This window comes from Pseudomonas farris, assembly GCF_019145235.1.
Classification (GTDB): domain Bacteria; phylum Pseudomonadota; class Gammaproteobacteria; order Pseudomonadales; family Pseudomonadaceae; genus Aquipseudomonas; species Aquipseudomonas farris.
In genome coordinates this window covers 141740-166328 of sequence record NZ_JAHSTV010000002.1, presented here as the reverse complement: position 1 = coordinate 166328, position 24589 = coordinate 141740, and the positions used below count along the sequence as shown (strand labels likewise).

23 protein-coding genes are annotated in these 24589 nt (G+C 56.8%); 9 read left to right on the top strand and 14 right to left on the bottom strand.

Features of this window, described 5'->3' with window-relative positions:
• Positions 1–10: 10 nt before the first annotated feature.
• On the bottom strand, positions 11–853 hold the full coding sequence (locus KVG95_RS04045) for a transporter substrate-binding domain-containing protein (RefSeq protein WP_217854608.1): 843 nt from the start codon (positions 851–853) through the stop codon (positions 11–13).
• A gap of 251 nt (positions 854–1104) precedes the next feature.
• On the opposite strand from KVG95_RS04045, the gene KVG95_RS04040 reads away from it, so the two are divergent.
• Positions 1105–1965 carry a LysR substrate-binding domain-containing protein gene (locus KVG95_RS04040; protein ID WP_217854607.1) on the top strand — a complete coding sequence of 287 codons (861 nt, stop codon included), beginning with the start codon at positions 1105–1107 and terminating at the stop codon, positions 1963–1965.
• A 5-nt stretch (positions 1966–1970) separates the two neighbouring features.
• On the opposite strand, the gene KVG95_RS04035 is transcribed toward KVG95_RS04040, so the two are convergent.
• The gene (locus KVG95_RS04035; RefSeq protein WP_217854606.1) at positions 1971–2990 is read right to left on the bottom strand and encodes an ABC transporter substrate-binding protein; all 1020 of its coding nucleotides are present in this window, start codon (positions 2988–2990) and stop codon (positions 1971–1973) included.
• Positions 2991–3163: 173 nt separating this feature from the next.
• On the bottom strand, positions 3164–3379 hold the full coding sequence (locus KVG95_RS04030; RefSeq protein WP_038983759.1) for a TOBE domain-containing protein: 216 nt from the start codon (positions 3377–3379) through the stop codon (positions 3164–3166).
• Positions 3380–3610: 231 nt separating this feature from the next.
• Here KVG95_RS04030 and KVG95_RS04025 point away from each other — a divergent pair, with 231 nt between their 5' ends.
• On the top strand, positions 3611–3772 hold the full coding sequence (locus tag KVG95_RS04025; protein ID WP_217854605.1) for a hypothetical protein: 162 nt from the start codon (positions 3611–3613) through the stop codon (positions 3770–3772).
• Positions 3769–4416, top strand: coding sequence for a helix-turn-helix domain-containing protein (locus KVG95_RS04020; RefSeq protein WP_225922901.1), 648 nt, complete (start codon positions 3769–3771; stop codon positions 4414–4416). The genes KVG95_RS04025 and KVG95_RS04020 overlap by 4 nt, the downstream gene beginning before the upstream one ends.
• A 333-nt stretch (positions 4417–4749) precedes the next feature.
• Here the strand turns inward: KVG95_RS04020 and KVG95_RS04015 are convergent, their stop codons facing one another.
• The 3 genes from KVG95_RS04015 to KVG95_RS04005 form a co-directional block, all read right to left on the bottom strand.
• On the bottom strand, positions 4750–5262 hold the full coding sequence (locus KVG95_RS04015; RefSeq protein WP_217854604.1) for a hypothetical protein: 513 nt from the start codon (positions 5260–5262) through the stop codon (positions 4750–4752).
• A 323-nt stretch (positions 5263–5585) separates the two neighbouring features.
• Positions 5586–5984, bottom strand: a complete 399-nt coding sequence (locus tag KVG95_RS04010) for a DUF1801 domain-containing protein (protein ID WP_217854603.1) — start codon at positions 5982–5984, stop codon at positions 5586–5588.
• Between the two features lie 139 nt (positions 5985–6123).
• Positions 6124–7677 (bottom strand): MFS transporter, encoded by a 1554-nt coding sequence (locus KVG95_RS04005; protein WP_217854602.1) that lies wholly within the window; start codon positions 7675–7677, stop codon positions 6124–6126.
• Between the two features lie 192 nt (positions 7678–7869).
• Between KVG95_RS04005 and KVG95_RS04000 the strand changes: the two genes are divergently transcribed.
• Together KVG95_RS04000 and KVG95_RS03995 are read left to right on the top strand one after the other, a co-directional pair.
• Entirely contained in the window at positions 7870–8730 is an 861-nt protein-coding gene (locus tag KVG95_RS04000) for a LysR family transcriptional regulator (RefSeq protein ID WP_217854601.1), read from the top strand.
• 132 nt (positions 8731–8862) lie between these two features.
• Complete coding sequence (locus KVG95_RS03995) at positions 8863–9417, top strand: GrpB family protein (RefSeq protein WP_217854600.1); 555 nt, start codon at positions 8863–8865, stop codon at positions 9415–9417.
• A 51-nt stretch (positions 9418–9468) separates the two neighbouring features.
• Here KVG95_RS03995 and KVG95_RS03990 read toward each other — a convergent pair whose 3' ends face one another.
• The 7 genes from KVG95_RS03990 to KVG95_RS03960 all read right to left on the bottom strand — a co-directional run bounded on the left by KVG95_RS03990 (position 9469) and on the right by KVG95_RS03960 (position 19388).
• Positions 9469–9930, bottom strand: a complete 462-nt coding sequence (locus KVG95_RS03990; protein WP_217854599.1) for an NUDIX hydrolase — start codon at positions 9928–9930, stop codon at positions 9469–9471.
• Positions 9931–10034: 104 nt separating this feature from the next.
• Entirely contained in the window at positions 10035–10685 is a 651-nt protein-coding gene (locus KVG95_RS03985; RefSeq protein ID WP_217854598.1) for a response regulator transcription factor, read from the bottom strand.
• A 107-nt stretch (positions 10686–10792) separates the two neighbouring features.
• Complete coding sequence (locus KVG95_RS03980) at positions 10793–11401, bottom strand: lecithin retinol acyltransferase family protein (protein ID WP_217854597.1); 609 nt, start codon at positions 11399–11401, stop codon at positions 10793–10795.
• A 156-nt stretch (positions 11402–11557) separates the two neighbouring features.
• Positions 11558–17029: a trifunctional serine/threonine-protein kinase/ATP-binding protein/sensor histidine kinase gene (locus KVG95_RS03975; RefSeq protein WP_217854596.1), complete on the bottom strand. Its 5472-nt coding sequence runs from the start codon at positions 17027–17029 to the stop codon at positions 11558–11560.
• Positions 17030–17164: 135 nt separating this feature from the next.
• Positions 17165–17914: an SDR family NAD(P)-dependent oxidoreductase gene (locus KVG95_RS03970; RefSeq protein WP_217854595.1), complete on the bottom strand. Its 750-nt coding sequence runs from the start codon at positions 17912–17914 to the stop codon at positions 17165–17167.
• Complete coding sequence (locus KVG95_RS03965) at positions 17907–18347, bottom strand: MerR family transcriptional regulator (protein WP_217854594.1); 441 nt, start codon at positions 18345–18347, stop codon at positions 17907–17909. The genes KVG95_RS03970 and KVG95_RS03965 overlap by 8 nt, the downstream gene beginning before the upstream one ends.
• Before the next feature lie 105 nt (positions 18348–18452).
• Entirely contained in the window at positions 18453–19388 is a 936-nt protein-coding gene (locus KVG95_RS03960) for a LysR family transcriptional regulator (RefSeq protein ID WP_217854593.1), read from the bottom strand.
• A 299-nt stretch (positions 19389–19687) separates the two neighbouring features.
• Here KVG95_RS03960 and KVG95_RS03955 point away from each other — a divergent pair, with 299 nt between their 5' ends.
• The 4 genes from KVG95_RS03955 to KVG95_RS03940 all read left to right on the top strand — a co-directional run bounded on the left by KVG95_RS03955 (position 19688) and on the right by KVG95_RS03940 (position 23643).
• Entirely contained in the window at positions 19688–20080 is a 393-nt protein-coding gene (locus KVG95_RS03955; RefSeq protein ID WP_217854592.1) for a response regulator transcription factor, read from the top strand.
• Between the two features lie 243 nt (positions 20081–20323).
• A complete protein-coding gene (locus KVG95_RS03950; protein ID WP_217854591.1) occupies positions 20324–21526 on the top strand; it encodes an NAD(P)/FAD-dependent oxidoreductase in 1203 nt (400 codons plus the stop codon).
• Between the two features lie 51 nt (positions 21527–21577).
• Positions 21578–22564 carry an MBL fold metallo-hydrolase gene (locus KVG95_RS03945; RefSeq protein WP_217854590.1) on the top strand — a complete coding sequence of 329 codons (987 nt, stop codon included), beginning with the start codon at positions 21578–21580 and terminating at the stop codon, positions 22562–22564.
• A 248-nt stretch (positions 22565–22812) separates the two neighbouring features.
• Positions 22813–23643 (top strand): alpha/beta fold hydrolase, encoded by an 831-nt coding sequence (locus tag KVG95_RS03940; protein ID WP_217854589.1) that lies wholly within the window; start codon positions 22813–22815, stop codon positions 23641–23643.
• 96 nt (positions 23644–23739) lie between these two features.
• On the opposite strand, the gene KVG95_RS03935 is transcribed toward KVG95_RS03940, so the two are convergent.
• Positions 23740–24588: a sugar phosphate isomerase/epimerase family protein gene (locus tag KVG95_RS03935; protein WP_217854588.1), complete on the bottom strand. Its 849-nt coding sequence runs from the start codon at positions 24586–24588 to the stop codon at positions 23740–23742.
• Position 24589 lies beyond the last annotated feature (1 nt).

The window sequence follows — 24589 nt, the reverse complement described above, 5'->3', positions numbered from 1 at the left end:
GGTGAACCGGTCAGGCGCCGTTGGCCTGGAACTGTTTCTGTAAATCCACCAAGGCCGGTGACGCGGGGGTGATGCGGTTGCGGGTCTGGGCTTCGATCAGCCAACCGCTGCGATGCAGTTCCTTGACGATCGGGTCGAGCCGGGCCTGGGTATCGCGTTCGCCAAGTCGGGTCCAAATCACTGAGGGAGCCGGGTTGAGTTCCGGACTGAGCGCGCGATAGCCCTGCCATTCGGCGTTGTCGGCGATCAACGGGTTGATCAGCGTGGCGTCATGCACCGCCGCGACGCAGTTGTTGCCACGCAGCGCGAGCAGGGATTCCGACGAGCTCTTGAAGGCCTTGATCTCGACGCCCAACTCGGTGAGCGGCTTGATGTAGCTGCTGCCCTGGGAGGTGCAAACGGGTTGGCCTTTGAGGTCTTCCCAGCGGGTGATCTTGCTGTCCTTGAGCAGCGCCGCGGAGCCGCCGACGCGGTAGAACGGTGTCGGCACAAAACCGAGAATCTCGCCGCGTTCGGCCGTCCATTCCATGTTGGCGATCAGCAGATCAACTTTGCCCTGCTGCAAAAACTGCACGCGGTTGGCTGGCAATACCGGCACCAGTTGCACCTCGGCGCCCAATTGCCGTCCCAGTTCCTGAGCGAGATCGACGTTCAAACCCCGTGGTTTCTGGGTACCCGGATCGATACTGCCAAAGGGACCGCCAGACAGTACAACCCCCACTGTCAGCACATGGCGTTGCTGGATCTTGTCCAGGGTGGCATCAGCCTGAGCACCGGCACTGGCGGCCAATGAGATCAAGGCACCCAGCATGGCAGGCAACAATCGTTTTACAGGTGAGCGCTCAAGCAACATGGATTTCCCCTCATGAAATGATCGGCGTCCCCCGACCTGATGTGAGGGCATCCTAGGTACAGCGTTGGCGTAACGGAAATTCAAATATCTAATATCGTTATAACTTGCCGTGTTGACGCTAAGCGGCAATCTTATTAACCCCAGTAATTACTGGAGCATGTGACACAAACACTAAAATATCGCCAAATAACATAAACAAATGTAATGTTTATGTTTGCAGCACTGATATAAAAACAGCCTCGGGAATGACCATGTCGACCTCACCTACCCTCGATCTCGAACTACTGCGCACCTTCATTGCCGTGGTCGATCACCACAGTTTTGCCGAGGCCGGCGCGCAACTGGCCCGCACGCAATCGTCGGTCACCCAACACATGCAACGCCTGGAACAACAAGTCGGGGTGAGTCTGTTCGAGAAGCGCGGGCGACAGAAACAACTCACCGAAGCCGGTTTGCAGTTACTTCGGCATGCACGGCAGATGCTCTCGCTCAACGACGATGCGCTGAACTCCCTGCGTGAAAGCAGCTTGAGCGGTGTATTGCGCATCGGATCGCCCCATGACATTGCCGACACCATCCTGCCGCCGATCCTCAGCCACATCGCCCGATCGGCCCCTCGTTTGCGCCTGGAGATCGATGTCGGCCGCAGTCCGTTTTTGATGGATGACCTGCACCGGGGCAAGGTCGACATGGTGATTTCCACTCGCGAAGACCCGGCGCTCGAAGGCTTTGCCTTGCGCACCTCGCCGGTGTGGTGGATCTGCTCGGCGCAGTACATCCATACACCCGGCGAGCCCTTGCCGCTGATTCTGGTGGACGAGCCAAGCATCTATCGCCGCTATGCGCTGGAAGCCCTGGAACGCGCAAACATTCCCTGGCGCCAGGCTTATCTGGCCTCGAACCTGATTGGCATCAAGGCCGCGACGCGCGCCGGGTTGGGCGTCACGCCCAGAAGCATGGAAATGCTCGGCCCGGATATGCGCGTACTCGGCGAAACCGATGGCCTGCCACGACTGCCGGACGTGACCTACCACTTGTGGATTCGGCCCAACACCGTAAATCCGCTGGTGCGTCGGGCCTATGAGTTGATCAGGAGCAGTCGGGGGCTCTGAGCCGCTCAGCTCCCCTCGCTGCTGTGTGCTTCTTCAAAGAAGTAATCCTTCCAGCTGGCAGCCTTGTTTTTCAGCACACCGAGTTCCTGGAGTTTCTCGGCGTAGATGAAGGTGCGCTGGGGCACGACGGTAAAGTCGATTTCAGGGTCGGCGACGATTTTCTCAACCAGTGGCAGCGCCAGCTTCGATTGCTCCACCCGGATATAGGTTTGGGCCGCTGCGGGCTTATCGGCCTTGATTATTTTCTCGGCCTCGGCGAGTGCCCCGTAGAACGCCTTGTAGGTTTTCGGATTTTCGTCGTGGAATTTCTCGGTGGTGTACAGCACGTTAAACGTGGCCTGGCCACCCAACACGTCGTAGGAACTCAGCACCTTGTGCACGTTGGGACTCTGCAGCTCCTGGTACTGGAACGGCGGACTGGAGAAATGTGAGTTGATCTCCGAACCGCCGGCAATCAGCGCCGACGTCGCATCCGGGTGGGCGAGGCTGATCGAGATGTCGTCAAACTTTTTGAAGTTTTGCGCGCCAAACTGTTTCGCCGTTTCGATTTGTAAAGTGCGCGACTGGAAACCTACCCCTGCCGCCGGCACCGCGATGCGGTCCTTTACGGTGAAGTCCTTGAGGCTTTTTACGTTCGGATTATTGGTCAGCAGGTAATTGGGCATCGACCCCAGCGAGGCGATGGCCTTGACGTTTTGTTTGCCCTTGGTCCGGTCCCAGATCGTCAGCATCGGCGGCACGCCTGCCGACACCACATCCAGCGCACCGGCCAACAATGCCTCGTTCATCGCCGTGGCACCCGAAATGCTGTTCCAGTCGACCTCGATGTCGAGGCCCTGCTCCTTGCCATGCTTCTCGATGAGCTGCTGATCGCGCACCACATCCAGGATCAGGTAACCGATACCAAATTGCTGGGCAATGCTGATTTTGCCTTCAGCCTGAACGCCGGGGCTGAGTAACGCACTCACCGCAGCCACGGAGGCTGCCAACAGTGTTAATGCGGAGCGCTTCAAGGGAGTCGCCATGAAAACCTCAACGTTATGGAAGGTGAGCACAATGCCGGTAAGTCAAAACGTAGAACCTGTGGGAGCGTGGCTTGCCCGCGAAGAACGATGACGCGTAATACCTGAAAAACTGCGGTGCATTCTTCGCGGGCAAGCCACGCTCCCACAGGATTTTCGTCGCTCAAATTTCAATTTCAGAGCTTGGCGATCGACACCTCGGTGGATTTGACGAAGGCAATCACCTCGCTCCCCACTTTCAATTCAAGGTCGCGCACCGAACGGGTAGTAATCACCGAGGTGACGATCCCGGAAGCGGTTTGCACGTCGATTTCAGACACCACTTCGCCCTCTACTATTTCCTTGATGACACCCTTGAACTGGTTCCGGACGTTGATCGCTTTGATGGTCATGATGAGGCTTCCTGTCTGATGTCGGGCGCATCCGCATGGATGTGCAGACCCTCAAAATGCACCACCCGTACTAACAACAAAATGAATATATAATTATCTGCTTATTCCTTTATTGAATATTAATTCAATAACCAAAACGAATTAACAAATACAAAATCAGTATTTATCGTTATAAAAATATCCACGTACTCTCAGCTCATCCCGTCATTCATCACCACAGTGAAGTGCCCCATGAATCCGACTGACAACCTCATCGACTTCGCCAGTTACCGCAAACGCAAACAGGCTCAGCAACGGGCACGGGCCATGTGGGAGATGTATGCACGTAACGCCGGTTTACAGGCTTATCAATGGGTCCAGGTCGCTCATTCGACCGAGACCCGACACGCATGAACGCGCAGCAACCCTCGCGATTTCTGGCGAGCGCAGACGAACCCGTGACGGATTTGAATAATCTGGAGCCACTGGAAGAAGAGCCGATCTGCGAGCGAGTCGCACAGAACCTGCAACGGCTGCGGGGCAAGCGTCACTTGTCCCTCGACGCGCTCGCCCGGCAATGCGGTGTGAGCCGGGCAATGCTGGCGCAGATCGAGTCCGGACGCAGCGTGCCGTCCATCAAAGTGCTGTGCAAAATTGCCAAAGGCCTGAAAGTCTCGGTGGCCGCCTTTCTTGAGCATCGAGCCTTTGAAGGTGTGGCCGTGCTGTCCGCACGTGAGAGCAAACGCCTGGTCAGCGCCAACGGAGCCTTCATCAGCCGTGCCCTGTTCCCGTTTGATGTGGCACGCCAATCGGAATTTTACGAACTGCGCCTGAGCCCTTTGGGCGAAGACCACAGCGAGGGGCATGGCCCCGGTGTTCAGGAGAACCTGGTGGTGTCGCAGGGTGTACTGGAAATCAGCGTCAACGATGAACGCTACCTGCTGTCTACCGGCGACTCGATCCTGTTCTACGCCGACCAGCCCCACCGCTACCGCAACCCCGCGGACAGTGAGGCAGTGGCTTATCTGGTGGTGACCTATCCGGAACGCCTGGATTAAACACCTGAAAGAGCAATGAACATCCAATGTGGGAGCGGGCTTGCTCGCGAAGAGGGAGTGTCAGTCGACATTAATGTTGCCTGGCACACCGCCTTCGCGAGCAAGCCCGCTCCCACAGTTTTACTACCGCTACCCACGAATACCGCGCTCAACCCAGATCCCTGTGGGAGCGGGCTTGCCCGCGATGAGGCCAGTCCATCCAACATTAATATTGGCTGACACTCCGCCTTCGCGGGCAAGCCTCGCTCCTACGGGGGGATGTGGTGTTTGCCGGAATGAAAAAGCCCCCGTAACCATAAGGTCGCGGGGGCTTTTTTGTGCTCCTGTCAGGGATCAGCAGGTGCAGCACATCAGCGGCATGCCGTTGCAGCTCATCATCATCGGCATGCTGCAATCGTTCATCATTTTCATCATCAAGTCGCAGCAGCTTTTCATCATGTCCATGTTCATGCCGGCCATCGGCATGATTTTGCACATCATGCAGTCGGCCATCATCGTGCACTCCATCACACACTTCATCGACGGCATCGGCATGCCCATCATCGGCATGGGCATCATCATGTTCATCATCGGCATGGCCATGCTCGCCTGGGACATGCACATCATGCTCATGTTGCCGCAGTGCATCATCATTGGCATGCCGCAGTTCATCATCATCTGCATCATTTCAGCGCTGTTCTTGAACATGGCCATGTCCATGCCAGCGGCCGGCATCATTTTGCACATCATGCCGTCGTCCATCATTTCGCAGCTCATGGTCGCCATCATCATCGGCATGCCCATTATTGGCATCATCGGCATGTTGGCGTTCATCATCGGCATTGGCATCTGCATGGCGTTCATCATGGTGTAACTCCCTAAGCGATTCGATAGTTGGACGAAGCTGATGGAGGCGGATTCTAAGGACTGGCAAAGGGACGACAAGATGATGGCCGAGCAGCAGGTTTTGATGTTGAAACCGCTTTAGTGGCGTGGTCGGTACGCTGCCGTCTGTAATAGCGGCTACAGCGCCTTCATCACAGACAGAATCAAAACGAAGACGTGGTTTTAGCAGTTACGGATATTCGACCCAGCGCTATATAAAGAACCGAAAGAAATAATCGATCTAAACAGTGCCGATTTTTTTATTCGAGAGCTCTGGAGTCGATCAGTTAGCCGTATAGAACAATTTACGTCGACGTATTGAGCGCCACCGCCGCACGAATCAGCGTCTTCAACGCGTCTTCATCAATCCTGTCGCCCTCATGGAAATCGATGGCACGTCGGGTGTTGCCCTCGAGGCTGGCGTTGAACAGACCTGAAAGGTCCTCCAGCGCGGCGCCCTTGGCGAAGGTCATCTTCACGGCATTCTTGTACGTCTCGCCGGTGCAGATGATGCCGGCGTGCGACCACACTGGAACTCCTCTCCACTTCAACTCCTCGACCACGTCTGGGTCGGCCTGCTTGATCAGCGTTCGAACGCGGGCAAGCGTTTCGCCCCGCCAGTCACTCAGTGCCTTGATTTTCGCCTCTATCAGCTCAGAGGCAGAGCCTCCATCCTCGTCTTCCTTTGGGTCGATCTTCTTCATGATGGTTGGCACTCCTCTTGGGGGGCATCAAGTTGCGTCGCTGGCTAAAACCCGGCGACATAAACCATAGCAGGAGCCCGCCATGATCAAATGCAATCGACACTGTGCTCCAAGCATGGCGTTGCGAAGAGCTCGAGTCTTAACCAGCCTTTTCGCTGGACACATGGTCTCGGCCATCTTGGCACGGCCCAGTTGCGTGAAAGACCAGGCAGCTCGCCGCCACTAGCACCCATGCCGCAATACCGCCATACAGCATCACCCAGCCAAACCCATGGGCCAACGCTGCGTTGGCGACATCGACCGGAATCGTAGTGCCCTGGCCAGTCTGTGCCAACATGGCGTTGTTGCCGGCTGAAATATTCTCCGCCAGCAACCTCAGTTGAACATCATCGGAGGAGTCAGATAACTGCTCGCGCAGGGAAGACAGGATGCCTTCCACCAGGATGAATCCCATCAGCGCGATATTGATTGCAAGGCTGATCATACGAGCGCTGATATCAATGCCCGATGCCATGCCTACACGCTCACTGGGCACCGATCCAGTGGTGGTATTGGTGACAGGCGTATTGGTCAACCCCAGTCCGATTCCGGCGATCAGGCAGCCAGGAAGCATCGTCAGCCAGCTGGCATGCGTGACACTGCTGCCCCATTTCATCAGCAGGAAGCCCAGACCTATGATGAACAAGCCTGCGGGAATCACCACGTCAGGTCGATAACGTAGCGCCAGCCGTTCGCCCAACGGAGGGATAACCAGCGTTGGCAGCGTATACGCCAGCAGTGCCAGACCGGTGCCGACACTGGCGTAGCCCAGGCTATTTTGAAAGTACAGCGGCAGGTAGATCATGAATGGCCAGAAGCTGAAGTTCATGCCTGCCGACCCTAGCAAGGCACCCGAGAAGCGGCGGATGCGAAATACCGAGAAGTCGAACATGGGATCGACATAGCGTCGCTGTGCGATGACAAAGACAATGAAGCTGACCATTGCCACAACCAGGCTGGCGATGGCCGAACCACTGGAGAAGCCCAGCCCCGCTCCCTGAGTGATGAACCAGGAAAGACCCAACACTGCCAGCGATAGCGAAATAATGCCCAGCACATCCAGCCTGCGACGCTGCGGGTCGCGTGACTCATCGACACCGGCGATCACCAGCACCAGCGCGAGCACGGCAATTGGCGCATGCACCAGGAACACCCATTCCCAACTCGACAACGCCACGATAGCTGCGCCGATAATCGGACCGAACCCCAGACCGATGCCGAACACGATCCCCCAGGCACTGAAAGCTTTACCGCGCGCAGCTCCCGACTGGAATCGGTGAGACAGCACTGCCACCTGACAAATCAGCATGGCACCACCGGACATACCTTGCAGGAATCGGCTTGCGATCAACACACTGGTGCTTTGTGCCCATCCACAGCTCAGTGAGGTAATGCCGAAAAGTACCAGGCTAATGACAAACACTCGCTTGCGCCCATACCGATCCGCCAGTGTGCCGGTGGCCATCAGCACCGTGGTGCAGGCGATGGTGTAGGCATTCATGATCCACTGCATATCTTTGAAATCGCTGCGCAGAACCGATTCAAGTGTGGGCAGGATTGCCGGCACGCTCGAGATTTCCAGGCCGAACATCAGCGAGGCCAAGCAAACGGCGGCTATTGTGAAAACATCTTTTTGCGAAGAAGAGAACTGCATCGTGATCTTCCAGATCAAGTTGATGGGCAACTGGCAAGACCGCCCTGAACGCCCTCAGGGAGTTGGCGCAATGCCTCACCAGCGTCACCCGACATAACTCCAAGTGACCGGCCGCATTCTGGAAGTAATTAAAAAATGACAGAAATGATTTAATTTCGTAAGTTTTATTAATATTCATCATGAGTTGACTAAATGGACTTCGACCCAGCTCTGTTGCGTGCTTTTGTCGCGATCAAGGAGACCGGTAGTTTCACTCGTGCCGCAGAACGGCTGCACTTGAGCCAGTCAGCGATCAGTCATCAGATCCGGCGCCTGGAAGAACAGGCCGGCACCACCCTACTGGTGCGCACCACCCGACGTTTGACGCTGACAGAAGATGGCGAAGATTTTCTGCGTCATGCCGAACATGTCCTCAACGCGCAAGACGCCCTCTCACGACGTTTCGAAACTTCATCGGTATCCGGAACCGTGCGCTTCGGTGTGCCAGAAAACTTTATCGGCGACGGCCTGCCGCCGTTATTGACTCGGTTCGCCAGACAATTTCCCGCAGTACGTCTGGATGTAACCGTTGGCACCTACCTCGATCTGCGCGCGCAGGTCGATGCCGATGGGCTCGATCTGGCCGTGGTCATGGCATTGCCGGGCAGTCAGGCCGGCGGTACCGTGCTGCGCGAAACCCGGTTTGTCTGGGCCGCGGCGCAGGGTTTCGACTTTACCGGCGACGCCCCTCTACCGCTGGCGTTTGCACCAGCGCCCTGCATGCACCGGCAAGTGGCCGTAGAGGCACTGGCGAGTTCCACAGTGGATTGGCGAGTTGCCTTCACCTCTCCAAGTCAACAAGGACTGCGGGCGGCGGTATTGGCGGGGCTTGCCGTCACCGCGCTACCGCTGGGAGATCTAGAGCCCGGCATGGTGGTGATTGACGGGCAATATGGCCTGCCACCGCTGCTGGATGCTGATTTCAGACTGATATGGAGCGTCACAGGAAAGACGCCTGCGGCCAATACATTTGGGCAACTGTTGGTGCAGATGTCTGAGTCGTCATCGATCTAGAACAGGCTGACTGGCATTGCATTCCAAGGTAAGCGTCCTGTTGATTGCGAATGGCTGTTTGGGTTGTGGACGTTGGACACGGGATGGGTATCGCCGCAATATTGCCAAGCCTGCGGATACAAGGAAGAGCACATGGCACTAACCAGCAAGATTTCCCCCTACGACAGTAGATGGCCCGCGCTTTTCCTTAGCGCCAAAGAACAGATCGCGAAGGCGTTTGGCACTGATCTTATTGCCATCCATCATGTCGGAAGTACCGCCGTTCCCGGGCTCGCAGCCAAGCCAGAGATCGACCTCCTGGTCGAGGTTGCGGAGCATCGAAACGAATCCTCCCGAGACAATGTCATGCGCGAACTAGGCTATGCACGGGGAAGCGATCTGTCGGCGGGACACCATTTTTATCGTCGCGATGTTGATGGTGTGCGAACACATAAGGCCCACGTTTGTATCACCGGCCACGGTCAAATCGAAAGAATGCTCCGTTTTCGTGACTTGCTCAGGGACGCCCCTGTGATTCGCCAACAGTATCAAGACTTAAAACTTGAACTGGAAGCAAACAACACCGGCGGCATAAGTGAATACCTGGCACGGAAAGCACCCTTTATCGACGGGCTTATGGGGTCAGTCTCGACACCCGCTCACAGAGGTGCAGCCGGATGCGACACCGATAGCGGCCCCTCGCGATAAGCTGCTTTCGGCCCAGTGTGTGTAAAAACACATATGGATTCGCGGTGGAGGTTACGCAGCCGGTTCGAAGACACCTGCATCCACAAGCATCTCAACTAACGCCTCTGGCCATACTGTTTCTCCAGTAGATCTCAGCTCGTGAGCGGACCACCATTGATGATCTGCCATGACCTGAGTCTCGTGTAAGGTCCATTCGGAGCTAGAAAGGGTTTGGCTTTGCGCATGCACAACGAAATACTGCTCAACTGCGAACACTGTCTCGCCGCTGGGCAGGAGCATTGAAAACCTCCGATCTGCCACAGGCCCTACAACTGTGTTGACCTGAATACCAGTCTCCTCACGCAGTTCACGTATTGCAGCGGCGTGGAATGTTTCTCCGTCTTCAAGACCACCGCCTGGGGTGGCCCAGTAATTTCTACCGGCTAAAGCCCCATCTTTATGGATAAATTTGAAAAGAAGGACATCCCGAGAGGGGCCTATAACTAGTAATCGTGCGGCCTTTCGCTCACGCATTTGACGTATATCTTCCCTGAAATTTTGAAATGTGGAGTGCCGTCCCGATCAGTCGGAGGTCACCCATCGACGACTCGGCCGCAATTTCACCAGCGCCAAACTGATCAACGATCAAGACTCTCCCCTAATGACTCTGCCATTCGAACCAAATCAGCAAATGACTTTGCGTGCATTTTTTTCATTGCATGCCCGCGGTGAATTTTCACGGTGATCTCGCTCAGATTCATCTGCCCTGCAATCTGTTTATTCATCAGACCTTTGACTGCAAGGGCCATTACCTCTTTCTCACGAACTGTCAGCGTCTGATAGTGGGCATGCAGATCTGAAAACTGCTGCTCAAATTGCCGGCGTTTGACATCTGCTTGCAGTGCGGCAGACACCGCATCCAGAAGGTCCTGTTCACGGAACGGTTTTGCCAAAAAATCCACCGCACCGGCTTTCATCGCCTTGACGGACATTTCGATGTCCCCATGCCCAGTGATGAAAATAATCGGAATATTGGCATTGGATTTAGCTAACTGGCTTTGAAACTCAAGACCACTGTTACCTTGAAGTCGTACATCAAGGATCAAACAGCTTGCACCCTCTGTCTTTGGCTGTTGAAGAAACTCCGCAGTGGATGCGAACGTCTCGACTTGTATACCGGCAGAGCGTAAAAGATTGCTTAATGCGTCGCGCATGGAAGCATCGTCATCCACCACGAACACCATAGAACCTTTACTGCCTTGCTCATTGGATGGTGGATTTCCGTTCATGCACAGCCCTCTTTGATTGGTTGAAGGAAAAAGTCTAGCACAACACTTTATTTTGCGTTAGTGCGCGCGCAAGCATGATTACAACGGCCCGGAAAGACTGGGAAAAGTCATGCTATAAAATACAGCTCCAGCGCTGAAATAAAAGAAAGTAGATAACGTGGACAATGGAGAAACGCCCTGACCTGGACACTACAACTTCGCCCACTAATGCACCAATTGCAAAAATGCTCGCAGTTATTGGACAGAATCCTGTATTGACTTTCACCCATTCTAGAACGCGCACGACTGACAATTTCATCGCTTGAATATTCACACGGTTCCCGTATCAACCAGACTGGCTTGCCGCGTGCGAAGCTTTCAAGGTCAGTCACTTCGATGGGACCTGGCTTGAGGGAACTGCTAAATCCAGAGTAATGAGCTACGTCCCCACACCCAAGGTATATGCCATGATGCACATAAAATTTGCGCGGGCTAACCAGGTGCGAACCTATTGGCAAATTAACTGTATCCTTTTCGACATGCACTAACTCCATTGGAAACATGAAAGATCTTCTTGGTGACTTACTACCATTGCAGCGCTCGACAAACAGACAACTTTCGAGCATTAGCGCCTTCAAATAACCAGCGAGGTCTATTTCCATTATCGTCAGACAAAAAACGATGACTGATCGAAGCGATGAAAATCCACTTGTCAACTTGATAGCTAGAGTATTCACGACAAACTCTCCGCAGACCCTTGTTATGTAATATATCGCCAGGGCTGCGAAGCTTCATTTGTACACAGGATTAATTTAAGTGACCATTAATATACCTCCCCTAAACCTAAGTATTAAACCGGGCACCTGATTGCAGGCGACCAGAGTGCAGTAGATTCAATGATGCTCGACAGGCAGGGTGAATTGAACGGTAGCACCGCGGGGCCGGTTGACGCTTGCCCACAAGTGGCCGCCATGTGCCTCGATGATCGAGCGACAAATGGACAACCCCATCCCCAATCCGGTGGGCTTGGTGGTGTAGAAAGAAGCGAAAATCTGCTCGGTGTTTTCCGAGGCAAACCCTGGCCCCGAATCGCTCACACTGACGAGCACACAACCGGCGTCATTTAACAGAGCGCTGATGCGCAATTGGCGTTCACCCTCGCTTACACCATTCATGGCCTCGAGCGCATTCATGATCAAGTTGAGCAGCACCTGTTGCAGTTCAACGCGATCGCCTTCGATAAATGGCAAACCGTCTTTGAGTTGAGTCCGAATCAAGGCCCCACTCTTCATGATCTGGCCACGGGTGAACTCGATCATCTCGCGAATCGCCGCGTTGATGTCCACCGCCCCCTTTTGCGGTGGTGCCTTGCGGATATGCCGACGAATTCCACCCAATACATCGGCTGCCCGATTGGCATCCATGATGAGACTGCCAAGTACTTTGCGGACCTCTTCGATCTCCGGCGGCTGGATGTTTAGCCAGCGCAGCGCGGCGTTGGCATTGAGGATGGCCGCTGCAATCGGTTGATTGACTTCGTGAGCAATCGAGGCGACAAGCTGCCCCATGGTCGCGACACGGTTCGCGTGGGCCAACTCCGTTTGCACCTCGCGATAGCGTCGTTCGCTTTCGCGGATTTTTTCTTCCGCCTGTTTGCGCTCGGTCAGATCCAGCACGAAAGCGACTCCTTCCTTGCTGCTGGCTTCGAACATCGCCAAACCGACAATCACCGGCAGGCGACTACCATCCTTTCTGAAATATTCCTTCTCGTGGGGTTGGGCATAGCCGGTCCGCACGGCTTGCGCCAAAAAGTGCTCGCTGAGCTCATGAAATTCCGGTGTTGTCAGATCTCTCCAGCGCAGACAGCCCGAGACAAGATCCTCTCGCTCGTATCCGACCATGCGAAGAAAGGCATCATTGGCCTCGACGATGTCACCGTCGGCATTCCAGACGAGGATCCCGATGATGTTGGCGTCTACGAGACGCCGAATCTTCCCTTCGCGCTCCGCGACCTCGCGGTACAAACGGGCATTTTCCAGCGAAATAGCAGCCTGTGAGGCCACCAGTTTCAACACGGCAATCCGGGATGGGCTGAACACACGGGCGGTCAGATTGTTTTCGAGGTAGAGCGCGCCGGTCAGTTTGGCCTGGTTCATCAACGGCAGGCAGAGAACCGATCGGACGTGGTGCCGACGTATATAGGGGTCTTCGGCAAACGGGGCCTCGGTCAGGGCATCATCAAGAAAAACACTCTCGCCCGTGCGCAGGACATGGTAGAGAAGTGACTCCGGCAGCAGCGCCGAAGTCATCGGCTCATCGCGCAACTGCATCGAATGGCTGCCAGTGGTCACTTGCGCTGCTATACGGTGCTCACCAGTGTCCGACAGAATCAACACGCCTCGTTCGGCACCGGCCTGTTCGATGGCTGTGCGCATGATCATGTCGATGAGTTTTTCCAGGACGATTTCTCCCGACACGGCCTGCGAAACCTTTATCACGGTGGCCAGATCGAGGTGTTCGACCGGTGCGGCCATCGTAGTTGTCGGGCCGAGCGTTTGCTCTTCGGACCTCAGCAACGGATACCGCGCCTCAAGCTGCCGCACCTTGCCATCAGCGCCCCAGCGCAGGTAGCCGTAGCGAGCGTCTTGCAAGTAAACGCGGGCTACTTTCCCAAGGCCGCGGGCCGCATAGAAGCGAGACGCCAGTTCGTTGGCAAGCGCTTCGATATGGACGAAACCGCTCTTCTGCGCCGAGTGGACAGCTTGTTCGTAAAGCAACTCGGCCTCGATCATGCGCCCTTCGACGCGGGCGATCTCGGCGTCGACCAGCGCGGCCCGGCTCGCGAAATTCTCCGGGCACTGTTCAGCCCAGATCTGGAGTTGCCGGTGATCCGTCGCCATTGCGATCAAGTGCTGCGCACGCTCGTCCACCGGGACACTGTCGCACCATCGGGCACGAGCCAGTGCGTCATAGAAGTAAAACTCAGCCTCCTCGAAGAACAAATATGACGTCCATAGCAACTGCTGTGCCTTTGCAGCGGCTTGCATGGCCGCCCTGGGGTCGTCGGCCATGTAGCATGCCTGTAATTTGCGGACCCAGTACCAGCACTCGGCCAATGCCAGGTCCGGATTGCTGGACAGGTGGGCTTCGGTGCCTGGCTCGTCAAACTGTCCATCATCAAAACAACCGAATACTGGCGTCGAACCCCGGAGCATCCGGATCAGCGCCAGTTGTGTACCAATGAAATCGGTGACCAGCCCGAACCGCACCTTCCTGGCGTAAGCCAGGCCACGTTCGGCTTCGTCCTGTACCTCGGACAATGGCTCGCCGGCGAAGAGAGCGTCGGAGGTGAGGCTATTGCCCGCATAAGCACCATATGGCAAGTCACCGATCCGGTTCGCCGCAGCAAATGAGCGGTGCAGCAGGTCGCGGCATTGCTCTACGGGCTTCATCCAGCGCACGGAAAAATTCGAGAAACAAAGATAGGTACTGGCTTCGAATCGCTTCAGGCCTCGCTGTTCAACGAGTTCGCAGCCGAGCTGGCCGAATCGGAATCCTGCCTCGTAATCGCCGAAACGCCGTCCGGCGACTCTGAATGCATTGGCGTAATGCACACATGAGGCATCGCAGTTGCCCCCTTCAAGGCTCAGGCTGATCGCCTTGCAGATCAACAGGTCCGTCAGGTTCGCATCCGTCTGCAAGGCAGGCGGGAAAAGCTTGCCCAGCGCGCTGACGGTCATGAGGGAAGCTGCGTCCTCCATCAATGGCAAATCAATGAGTTCCTCGATTGCCCGATCGCCCAGTAACGACCAGATATGGTCGTACTCCTGGCGCACTTCATCGTCACTCGGATGGGCTGACCACTCGATACCCACATGCCGCAGATAGGCGAGACAAGCAGCGACCGCGCCATCGCTCCGATCCAGGAGCAGGTAGTCATCCATTTGCAGACACACGACATTGGCTCGTTCGATCGTAGTCATGGCGCGATCCGACAGCGCCGCCAGGCGCTTGTCCGCGACCGATAACTGTCCAGTCAGCATCTCGCATTCGGCCCGGTTCAACTCCAGCGCGAACATCAACCCATGTAGCCGCGTCCAACAGCTGTCGTCCAACAGCTGCGCACCCGTGGTGAGATAGTTGAGCGCCGAAGCATAGGCCGTTGACGCCTTGGCACGCTGGCCGGCCATCAGGTTGAGCTCTGCCAATTGCTCCTGCTCGGCCTGATCGGTGAGCAGCACTGCGCCGCTGTTGAGCTGGCCGACGATGTCAAAGATCGCCTCCTCCCGCCCTTGCAGGGGCGTCTGCGCTGCGAGCAACCGGCCTATTCGCAGATGAGCCTCGGCGCGAGCCCCCTTGGGGATCAGTGAATAGGCCGCTTCATGAATACGGTCATGAACAAAGCCATAAGCGCCTTCCAGCCGCTGAACCAACTCCTGGCGTACGGCTTCCCACAATACCGTGCGGATCTGTGCCTGGGGGATGCCCAGAACGGTCGAAAGCGTCGTGGTCCCAGCAACGTTCCCCAGACAGGCAAGCTGCTGTAATGCGTGTTGCGTTTCAGCCGGCAAGCGGGTCAGCTTGCCGACCATCAGGTCCACGATGTTGTCGGTGTAACCCTTGGCATGGATGCGCTCCGGGCTCCAGCACCACTGCCTTGCTTGATGGTTGAAGGTCAGCAGCTGTTCGTCAGCGAGTGTTTGCAGAAACTGGATCACGAAAAACGGGTTGCCGGCGGTTTTGTCCAGCACCAACTGCGCCAGGGGCTCGATGTGCGCAAGCTCGTCGTGAAGCGCATCCGCAATCAACTGCTCAATGTGTCCCTTCGCGAGCGGCGCCAGAGTGATTTCATCTACCCTGCCCCCAGCGTTCCGAATGGCCTGAAGTTTGCCCGCTAATGGGTGCGTGACATTCACTTCATTGGTGCGGTAGGCACCCACCAGCATCAGATGCCGCACGTCCGAGCTGGTCAACAGATCCTCCAGCAGGTCGAGCGTTGCCGCGTCGATCCACTGCAGATCGTCCAGAAACAGAGCAAGCGGATGCTCCGCCCGGGCAAATACACCGATAAAGCGCCGGAACACCAGGAGGAAACGGCGTTGCGCCTGTTGAGGCTCAAGTGTCTGCACCGGTGGTGGCTCACCAATGATGAGCTTCAGTTCGGGAATGAGGTCGGTCATGAGCCCCGCGTTGGCATCCAGTGCGCTCTGTAATGCGTCACGCCATTGCGCCAGTTCAGTGTCGTTCTTGCCCAGCAGCGTGCGCACCAGGCTTTGAAATGCCTGCACCAGCGTCGAATAGGGAATATCGCGCCGGTATTGATCGAACTTGCCGGTAGCGAAGAGTCCTCGCGGCGGGACCAGCGCTTTGTGCAGCTCATTGACCACAGAGGATTTGCCAATACCGGAATAGCCGGTGACCAACATCAGTTCCGGCGCGCTGCTTGCGATGATCCGATCGAACGCGGCGATCAAGGTACTCACCTCATGCTCGCGCCCGTAGAGTTTCTCGGGAATCATCAGCCGATCGGATGTCCCTTGCTCGCCCAACGCGAAGGCATTGATGTGGCTCAAGGACTCCCAGTCTGCCAGGCATTGCCGCAGATCGTGTTCAACACTCGCAGCCGTCTGGTAGCGCTCCTCAGCGGTCTTGGCGAGCAGCTTCATGACAATCCGGGAAAGCACATCGGGGACGGTTTCGACCCGCACGCTCGGTGGCTGCGGTTTTTTGGCGATATGGCAGTGCACCCACTCTATCGGGTCAGATGCCGTAAACGGCAGCGAGCCCGTGAGCATCTGGTAAAGCGTGACGCCAAAGGAATAGAGGTCGCTGCGTAAATCGATCGAGCGATTCATCCTGCCGGTCTGCTCAGGTGCCATGTAGGCGAGCGTGCCAGCGATGGTCTCAGGCGCCTGTCGCTCACGCGGTAGCCACGAGGCGAGGCCGAACCCTGTAAGCCGGGCCTGACCGTCGGAGCAGTTCACCAAAATATGGGAGGGCTTGATATCTTTATGGACGAGTCCGCGCTGGTGGAGCTTTCCCAATGCCTGCGCGATGCTAATAGCAAGACGCAGAAAAGTTAGCGTTTCCATGGGGGCAACCAGCAACTGCACAAGCGGCGTGCCACCCGTATCTTCCAGCAGCAGATACATCTGCCCACTTTCTCGCACCATCTCAAGCGGACGCACAGCCCAAGAGCCATCCAGTTCGTCCTTCAGGCCAAACTCGTGGGCGAAACGGCCAAGACAAGCCGGAAGCGGTTGTTCAGCAGCGGGTCGTGCGACTAGAACATTGCGGTCGCCTTCCACCCCCGAGCGTAACTCTCGACAGAAGGTACGCTCACCATCGTTCCATAGTATCTGCATGTTGTTATCCGTCGGAGCGGGAACAATAAGTAGGTTCTTGACTGCCGCGCATTGCCGTCACGCTGTACCCAGAGTCGCGCCGCACATGCCGATGCCGCCGCAATAGCCTACAACAGCTTCCAGTACCATTAGAACTCAGATCTGACCGAGCCCACCGTCAGCACAAAGATCAATGCCAGTGATAAAGCTACTTTCGTCGCTGGCCAGAAACAGCGCCGCCGCTGCCAGTTCCTCGGGACGGCCCAGTCGTCCAAGGGGGATCATCTCGCCAAGCCCCTTCTCAAAGGCCTCCAGACTTTCATCGGGTATGCCCATTTTGCCGATGATCGGTGTCATCACCGGCCCCGGGCTCAGGCAGTTGACGCGGATCCCGCGATGCTTGAGATCATGCGCCCAACTGCGTGCAAAGGAGCGTACCGCGGCCTTGGTCGCCGCGTACACACAGTGGCCTTCCAGTGCCTTGAAATGCGCAATGGAAGAAACCAATACGATAGCGCCGCCGTCGTTGAGCAACGGCAAGGCTTTTTGGGTGGTCTGGAATACTCCCCTGACATTGATATCGAACTGACTTTCGTACTGCTCCTCGGTCACTGACTCCAACGGTGCGGGATGGATGACGCCGGCATTGGCCACCAGCACATCAATGCGGCCATGCAACTCCCCCACTTGCTCATACAAACGCTCGATGTCATCCCGTCGACTGACATCTCCCCTGAATGCTGTGGCGCGTGAACCTATTATCGCCAGCGCATCATTCAGCGTTTCCTGTCGGCGTCCGGTGATCACCACTTTCGCACCTTCCTCAACGAACCGACGCGCGATCGCCAGGCCAATGCCGCTGCCACCGCCGGTGATCACCGCTACTTTATCGTCCAGTTTACCCATCGCTAACTCCCTCCAGTTCCCTATCAAAGCGTGTGTTATTGAGCGCATCGCTCTCTCGCTCACCTGTGTTCGTCGATGCGCCCGATTGGGTGTAGCGCTCCAGTCGGTCAAACAGTCGTTGCCTTCGCTCCAACAACAGCGCGAGCAAGCTGTCCAGGGCGCCCAGCTTCTCCATGTGCTGCTTCAGGCACTGACGAAATTGTTCACTGCCTGGCTCGCTGTCCTGCAGATAGGCGAGCAGACCGTGTATTTGTCGGGTACTGAAACCGCAATCAATGAGTTCCTTGATCCAAAGGACTCGTTGCACGGCCCCTGGCGCATATTCGCGATAACCGTTTTCCCGTCGGGTCGATTCGATTAGCTTCTGCAGCTCGTAGTGACGCAAGGCCCGATGACTCGCACCGGTCCGGAATGCCAGTTCTCCAATTCTCATGTTGTCCTCCACAATGGGACTCTACGACCCTGACACTAATGTCAGGGTCAAGCCCTGTTTGCACGACCTGCCAGGGGGCGCTTCACGGAACAATGTAGCCTTGATTCACGCTACGGCGAGAGGCGCGGGCTGCTCTTGATGTTGACCAAGATAGCGACAGAAGCACGAACGCAACCAGCGTTCCCGAGGGTCGTTGTGGGCCGCGCCGCGCCAAGCCATGGACAAGTCCGGCGCCGGTAACGCCAATGGCGCAAAGTCAGCACGCATCCCCTCCATTCGCGCCATGGCCCGGGCGACGTAGTCCGGTACGATCGCAATCATGTCGCTGCCGGCGAGCAAAGCGGGCAAGGCACTGAACTGCGGAACAGCCAGTACTACCCTGCGCTGCCGACCGACCAGACTCAGGGCATGGTCGGCATCGTCGATGACATTTCCCATCGAAGAGACAACCACATGAGGCCGCCTGCAAAAGTCATCCAGCTCGAGGGAACCGGGGGCCGAATCGGCACGCAATAGCATGGGTTGCATCGCTCGCAAGCTTTTGCAATGGGCACTGGCCGGCAGTTCTTGCGCAAAGCTGATACCCACGGAAATCTCTCCCGAGGTCAGCAATTGGGGTAATTGCCGATGGTCCACTCTGCGCACTACCAGCGTGATGTTTGGCGCCTCGTCCCGCAGGTGCTTGATCAAACGAGGAAGCAGCGCGTACTCGACATCGTCAGAGAGTCCGATATGAAAGGTCTCGTCGCTGGTGAGTGGGTCGAACGCCCGGGCACAACTCAAGGCGACAGCAATGCCATCCAATGCTGGCGTCAGCCGCGCATGAATTTCTTCTGCCCGCGCCGTCGGCTCCATCACCCTGCCAGTGCGGATGAACAGCGGATCATTGAACATCGAACGCAGTCGCCCGAGGGCGCTGCTGATAGTGGCCTGACACAGGAAAAGTCTCTCTGCGGCCCGGGTAACGTTGCGTTCGCACATCACTGTTTCGAAGACAATCAACAGATTGATGTCGGCACGCCGCAGATCATTTCTGTTCATCACGTTCACCGCCTAGGCACAAGGCCACATGGGTAAGGGGAGTTCAAGCTTATGCAGGCCAATAGCAAGACGTCACTTGTACCTAGGTTCAGCCGATGTATCCCTTGGTTGGGCAGCCTTGTACATGGGTATGCCCGGAATCGCGACCAAGTAGCACAAGACTAACCTGGGTGACTTCATCGAACTTCCAAGTAGAACATCTACACTTTGGTCTTAGCGGATCATACATTGGTATACTTCAACACCTTACAAGTTGGCGTATGTTGTAGTAACGACCAAAGCTGTCACGAGGGTCCCAAATGAAGCAAGATACACAAATACGCAACTCAATGATTATCGCCATCGTCGACGATGATGATTCGGTCCGGACAGCGCTTGAAAGCTTGCTGCGATCCTGCGGTTACAAAGTTAAAACTTATTGCAGCGCTCTGGAGTTTCTCAACACGGACGGTCCCGCTCAAACACATTGCCTTATCTCCGATATCCAGATGCCGGGAATGAGCGGTTTTGAGCTTCATAAGCAGCTCGTCGCGATGGGCTTTCACATTCCCACTATATTCATCACGGCTTACCCTGAAGCCCTCCCGCCCCTTAGCACCGATACGCCTGCGCTGATTGCCTATCTGCCTAAACCTTGTGACACCAACAAGCTTCTGAACTACATCGAAACAGCCCTCCTCCAGCAGAACTGAGAGCGCTCTGAAAGTTCTCTTTTGCATCCAATACAAACCTTCGTATATCCCCATACCACTGACGTATAGCTTTTCTGAACCGATGTAGAAGTGCGCCGACAATAATCCAGCAATAACATAAATCCACAGCGGGCGACCTGCTGCATTCAACATAGGCACCTTGACTTTCGGGGCCCTTGTATCGACCAACCAAACTTGAAGAATAACTTCAATAACATTGAAAACCTTTTTGAGGAACAACTAATGAAACAGCATATTCTGGTTATTGGTGCGGGGTTCGGTGGTGTGTGGAGTGCATTGAGCGCCGCCCGTCTACTGGATAAGCACAGTCGTAGCGACGTGGAAATCACGCTGCTGGCGCCCCAGGCGCAATTGCGCATCCGCCCCCGCTTCTACGAAAGCGACGTGCACAAAATGTTCGCCCCCCTGGATGGGTTGTTCGACTCGGTAGGTGTGCGTTTCATCAAAGGCACCGCCGAGCACATTGATGACCTTGGAAGGACCGTTGGCTATCGCGATGAGGCTGGCCGGTGGAGCACATTGACCTACGATCGCCTGGTACTTGCGGCTGGCAGCCAGTTAGCCCGTCCGACGGTGCCAGGCCTTGACGCCCATGCCTTCGACGTTGATCAGATCGAAGCCGCGATGCGCCTGGAGAACCACCTCAAATCCCTCAAGAACCGTCCCTCCAGCGTTGCCCGCAACACGGTGGTGGTCGCGGGTGGCGGTTTCACCGGTATCGAGACCGGCACCGAGATGCCGGCGCGACTGCGGTCCTTGCTCGGTAACGATCAGGACATCCGCGTGATCATCATCGACCGTGCGCCTCAGATCGGCGCGACCATGGGTGAGGGAATTCGTCCATCGATCATCGAGGCGTCCGAATACCTGGGCATTGAATGGGTGGTCAACGCCAGTGTGACGGCAGTGGACGCCAACGGCGTTACCCTCGCCGATGGTAGCCGCATCGAGACCCAAACAGTGATCTGGACCGTCGGCTTTCGCGCCAGCCCGCTGACCGAACAGATTTCCAGCGTGCGCGATGTCCAGGGTCGCCTGCACGTCGATGAGAACCTGAAGGTGTTCGGCCAGGAGCATGTCTACGCCGCTGGAGATGTCGCCTATGCCGCCACCGACGACCTCGGTAACTTCGCCGCAATGTCTTGCCAGCATGCGATTTCTCTAGGCCGTCACGCCGGGAACAACGTCGCTGCGGACCTGCTAGGTGTCGCGCCCACCCCCTACCGTCAGCCCAAGTACGTGACCTGCCTCGATCTGGGCGCCTGGGGCGCGGTGTTTACTGAAGGCTGGGATCGCCAGCTCAAGCTGGTCAAGGAAACGGCCAAAGAGCTCAAGACGCAGATCAACACCCAGTGGATCTACCCACCGGCAGCTGATCGGGCCGCCGCCCTGGCAGCAGCCGACCCGATGATTCCTGTGGCCTGAAGCCTCCCGCCTGAACCCGACGTTCTTGACCCAAGCAATAGGAGAAGGACCATGACAATGCATTTGGACCACCCCACCCAAAAGGATGGAACACAGAAAAGGAACGCTCAGCAGGAGTCAAACATGAACTTGCACAACACCTCACACCCCGGTGAGTCGGGGTCCGAGGAGCTGGTTCCTTCGCGCTATGCGCTGCGGATCGGCGAGATTGACGTGCTGGTGGTCAGTGATGGGGTGCTGCCTCTGCCGACCGAGACGATGTCCACCAATGCCGACCCAGCCGCCCGCGCGGCCTGGTTCAAGGACATGTTCCTGGGGCCGGACGCGTTCGATTGGGCGCTGAACGTACTTGTGGTGCGTAGCGGCGACAAGCTCATCCTCGTCGACGCTGGACTCGGAGGACAGTTCCCCGGATTTCCGCGGGCCGGGCAGTTCCCCAAACGACTGAAGGCCGCCGGTATCGATCTTGCGTCCGTGACCGACGTGGTGATAACCCACATGCACATGGACCATATCGGCGGGCTGCTTGTCGATGAGGTGAAGAGCCAACTGCGTCCAGATCTGCGTATCCACGTTTCAGCCACCGAGGTCGCGTTCTGGGAGTCGCCCGATTTCTCCCTCACCTCCATGCCGTCGCCGGTGCCGGACGTCCTGCGGGCAACGGCTAATCAGTTCATCAGCGAATACCGCAGCAAGGTGCGCACGTTCGAGGATGAGTATGAGGTGGCACCAGGCGTGGTCGTCAAGCTCACCGGCGGCCACACCCCAGGGCACAGCGTGGTCTACGTGACATCCGGCGGTGAGCGGTTGACCTTCGCAGGCGACGCCCTGTTCCCGGTCGCCTTCGAACACCCCGACTGGCATAACGGCTTTGAACATGACCCTGAGGAGTCGGTTCGCGTTCGTGTCCGCCTGTTGCAAGAGGCGGCAGCTAGCGGTGAGCTGTTCGTGGCGACTCACCTGCCGTTCCCCTCCGTTGGCCGGGTGGCAGTGGACGGTGACGCCTTTCGCTGGGTCGCGGGTTTCTGGGACTACTGATCGCTTGTCGGATTTGCGCCTCCGTTCACGGAGGCACGAATCTCCCTGAGCAACATCACATGATCGAGAGACCTTTAATGAAAGACTCCAATCGGGAGATAGATCTCCAGCGTCGGGCCATATTGACAAGTTCAGCAGTAGTGGCCGCCAGTTTGTTGGTACCGCTTTCCAGCTTTTCCGGGTTGACGCAGGCCGCTATTGAGCACTCTGCAACCCAAAACAAACCAGATCACAAGGAGATGCACGCTATGAACTCTATTACGACCAAAGACGGCACCGAGATTTTCTTCAAGGATTGGGGTCCGAAAGACGCGACGCCCATCGTGTTTCACCACGGCTGGCCATTGAGCGCGGACGACTGGGACAACCAGATGATGTTTTTCTTGCTCAAAGGCTATCGGGTGATCGCGCACGACCGCCGCGGTCACGGCCGCTCGACCCAAACTTGGGCGGGCAACGAAATGGACACCTATACCGCTGACGTCATCGAGCTGACCGATGCGCTCGACCTTAAAGGTGCGATCCATGTCGGCCATTCGACCGGTGGTGGTGAAGTAGCGCGCTACGCCGCTCGAGCCAAACCGGGACGCGTCGCCAAGGCCGTACTGATCAGCGCGGTTCCCCCCATCATGGTTAAGTCAGAGAAGAACCCCGGCGGTTTACCTCTGGAAGTGTTCGACGGGTTCCGTTCGGCACTGGTCGCCAGCCGCGCACAGTTTTACCTGGACGTGCCGTCGGGGCCGTTCTACGGTTTCAATCGACCTGGGGCCAAGGTTTCACAAGGCGCAATCGACAACTGGTGGCGTCAAGGCATGATGGGCGGTGCAAAAGCTCATTACGACTGCATCAAAGCGTTTTCCGAGACCGACTTCACCGAAGACCTGAAGGCGATTCAGGTGCCCACACTGGTCATGCATGGAGAGGATGATCAGATTGTGCCGTTTGCCGACTCTGCGCCGCTTTCGGCCAAACTATTGAAGCATTCCACCCTCAAGACGTACCCGGGCTTTCCTCACGGTATGCCGACTACCAACGCGGATCAGATCAACGCCGATTTGCTGGCGTTCATTCGCGGTTGAGCACTAACGTCGTGACGGCGATCTGATCGCCGTTGCGGCGGCTGAAATGGGCGCCACAGTCGAAAACTGCCTGCCCTACGACACTCCCACGTTAAATCAACCCCCATCGTTTGACCGCGCCCGACAGTCATTCCAAACCTCACGTATCACATCCTTAAGTATCAGCGCCTCCGCCCAGCGATCGGTGATGTCGCGTCCATCGGCACCCGTAATGGCATAAGGCGGCGGGCCGAGTTCACAGGTGAAGGACAGGCTGTCGGGCGTGTTCGGTCGGGCCAGCCAATCCTCGATCCCATAACGCCACCAGCCCAGAAAGCGCTCCAGCCAGGGTCGATGCTGGGCGAAGCTCAGGGGCACCTGGACCTGTTCGCCGTTGGCGACACGACCATGAAAACCCCAACTGTGGCGCAGGATGGTGTGGATCTGTTCGTCGTCCTCGGCAGTGGCCGGCTCTGGCAGTTCGCGACCCACGACATAGTGGGACAAGTCGGCCAACAGTTTGAGATCGGGCATTTCAGCGAGGATGTCGAGGGTGAACAACAGGTCATTGGTGAGGCGATAACGGTGGGTTTCCAGCAGAACGGGAAAGTCCACCTGCTCGGCCAGACGCTGCCAGCCTTCGATCAGCTCGATAGCTTGCTTCAGCGTGCGCGGCCGCACGTCTGCTTGCAGCGTGAGGTGGTGGCAGCCGAAGCGGGACGCGACATCGATCGCTGCCGCCAGATCATCCACGGTGCGGGGGAACACCTGCCCTTCGATTTGCAGGCCCTGCGCCTTGGCGGCGGCATGCAGACGTGCGGCATGTGGCACGACCCAGAAATGGTCGGTGATGCCGTCGAAGCCGGCGGCGGCGATTTTCTCCACTTGCGCTTCCAGGGGAAGGTCGCATTGGCCGCGATGATCTTGCATGGCCCACTGGGACTGAAAGACCAGGAATTCACGCATG